The organism is Xanthovirga aplysinae, from assembly GCF_009711365.1.
GTDB lineage: Bacteria > Bacteroidota > Bacteroidia > Cytophagales > Cyclobacteriaceae > Xanthovirga > Xanthovirga aplysinae.
This window is the reverse complement of sequence record NZ_SMMB01000593.1, coordinates 1-2,586: the sequence shown is the minus strand read 5'-3', so window position 1 is coordinate 2,586 and position 2,586 is coordinate 1. Positions and strand designations below refer to the sequence as shown.

The window sequence follows — 2,586 nt, the reverse complement described above, 5'->3', positions numbered from 1 at the left end:
TTTCATTTTATCAGAATGAAGCACAACGATCCGGCTGGTTGCTGTGTTTTTTAGTTTTGACTTTTGCGCAATTGCAAAGCATGGTAGTTCGCCATTGTTGCCAACCGTTATTTTAGTTCATAATCAATTTCTGTTGTAATTCTTGGTCTTAATAAATCTGTATCCTCAAGTGGATAATACTTTATTGTCTTTGGTAAATAGCAATCTCCAATTTTCTCAAAATCGGCAACATAAATCTCGTCATATGTATAATGACCATCTTTTGTATATCCGTGTATAATTAATTTTCCATCTATCCTAACAACATGTTGTTCTGTTGAATCGAGGGTTAATCGGATATCTTTCAGATAATGATTGATATTCTCTAAACCACTTTTAACGAAAATGTATTTACCATCTCTCTTTGTTGTATCTGTCTTGGAAAAGTATGGAAAACTGGTTACACTACCTAAGTCCTTACTAGTCGAAGATAAATAGAGTGAATTATCTTTTTCTACCCGTGGAATTTTGTTTTTTATATTTCCTAATGAATCATATTGATATACTGTAATTGTTTTTGTTCTCTCTTTAATTATCTCTAATCCACATTTTTGATATTCAAATAGCGGTTCGATAAAAGTTTGCTCCTTTGCAATCAAATTCTCGGGTATCGAATTAGAAATATCCATATTAATCAATTTAGATATTTTTTCCTTTATTGTAGAATATGGCTGAACCATTACAAAGAATCCCCACATTTGAATTCCCTTTCCTATAAACTTTTTGCCCTCAGTTGATTGAAAGAAAAACATGTGTTCAAAAAACGAACCTCCAACATTTACTTTATCAATCGATTTTTCAAGGTTGTCTTGACTATCATAAATATCAAGATTGAAGTAATTTCGACTTTTTACTTTCTGAGGATTACCTGTCAATTTGTAAGATTTGATTACATTCTTTTTTCTTAAAGTCTGAAAAATGTATAATGTGTTGTTATGCAAATACCCGGATAATATATCATGTTTCTCTTTATTTTCTTTATAATCAAAATCTGGATACTGCTTAATTATCTCTTTGAGGGGTCTTTAAAATATACCTTCACAGTCAAATCATTAATCTGGAATTTATCAACCTGCTCTAAGTTCTCAAAGCTCTGGGAAAAAATTGAAGTCGAAATAGAAATTAAAAGTATTGTTAATGTAATTTTCATGTAGTATAGTTTTATAATAGCTGGCAATGGTCCGGCTGGCTGCTGTTCTTTATGCGAGATGCGATGGTTTTCTTGCGCTGGAAAAGCATGGCAGCTCACCATTGTTACCACCTTTTTTTATTCTGTTGGAGTGTCATTATATTCATTAAGTTCTTTTGATTTATCTAAATATTGTTTCGCTTTTTCCAAATTACCAATTTTAGAATGAGTCCTTCCAATATAGAAATTAATTAATTCAGTTTTCGGGTCAATCTTTTCTGCCTGCTCAAAATGTTTCAGGGCTTTCTCCAAATCATTTTTCTTTAAATAGTACGCACCTAAATTTCTCCATGAAAAAGAATTGTCCGGATTCATTTCAAATGAACTGTGAAGGTCTGCAAACGCATCTTCGATTTCTCCTAATTGAAGTTTACAATAACCACGATTATTATACGCATATTCCCAGTAGGGATCAATGTCTATTGCTTTTGTAAAGGCATCAATTGCAGCTTGATACTTTTTTTGTTGAAGTAAGGCATAACCAATATTATTAAAAGCAATAATATTATTGGGACTTACCTCAAGAAGCTTCTTACTTGCTTCTATTACATCATCGTAATTTCTCTTATCAAAACCGTTATCAATTTGTTTTCCTAATTTATAAATTGATTCACTTTCTAAAACCTTAGCTTTTGATAATTTGGTATCGTTTGTTTTTATAAGGAATTCAAAATCTTGTTTGAAGAGGTCTTTAGTATTGTAATTTAATTGAGAGTAATATTTGTTTGCATCATTTTCCGTAATGTAGCATATTAATGCGTTCGTGTAACTTATCACTTGATTAGGAAGGTAACCTGAGCGACTTATCCAATAAATATCTTGTGTTTGACAGCTGTTTGCAACAAAAACTCCGAATCCATAAAAGATACTGGTTAAATCCGTTAATGGTTCCATATCATCTTCATCTCGGTTTACATAATTACTGCCAAGCAGCTTGACATGTGCTAGTTCATGAGCCATAACGGAAACTAGAAGCTGTGGATTCTGAAGATTTGATTTTGCTAATTGAATATTAAACCTCTTTTCTTCTGTTGTGTAAATTTGCTGAAATAATCCTCCAGGTTGATTGAACTCACCATGCGGCACCCAAGTTGTCCATTGTTTAGATTTAAAATCATCAAAGAATTTTACAACTATTTCATTTGGGTCCACGTCCAAACATTCACAAAGCTGTTCAAAAAGTTTTTGAAATTGATCTGAATCCCTAAGATTATCATATGGGAAATTCTCAGTTGTTGGAAGAATAAAGGGTTGTTCCTTTAATTTGTCAAGGCCAAAAACTTCAATTAACCAATTAATGTTTTCTTCAATCCAATGTTTATCTTCAAAGGTTACAGATGGCTTGTATTTCTTTTTTT

At 31.7% G+C, this 2,586-nt stretch carries 2 protein-coding genes; both read right to left on the bottom strand.

What is annotated here, in order from left to right; genetic code table 11:
• Positions 1-107 precede the first annotated feature (107 nt).
• Positions 108-914, bottom strand: a complete 807-nt coding sequence (locus E1171_RS03045; protein WP_155203958.1) for a hypothetical protein — start codon at positions 912-914, stop codon at positions 108-110.
• Between the two features lie 392 nt (positions 915-1,306).
• Positions 1,307-2,586: tetratricopeptide repeat protein (locus tag E1171_RS03040; protein WP_222931361.1), on the bottom strand; the 1,280-nt coding region annotated here is incomplete at its 5' end.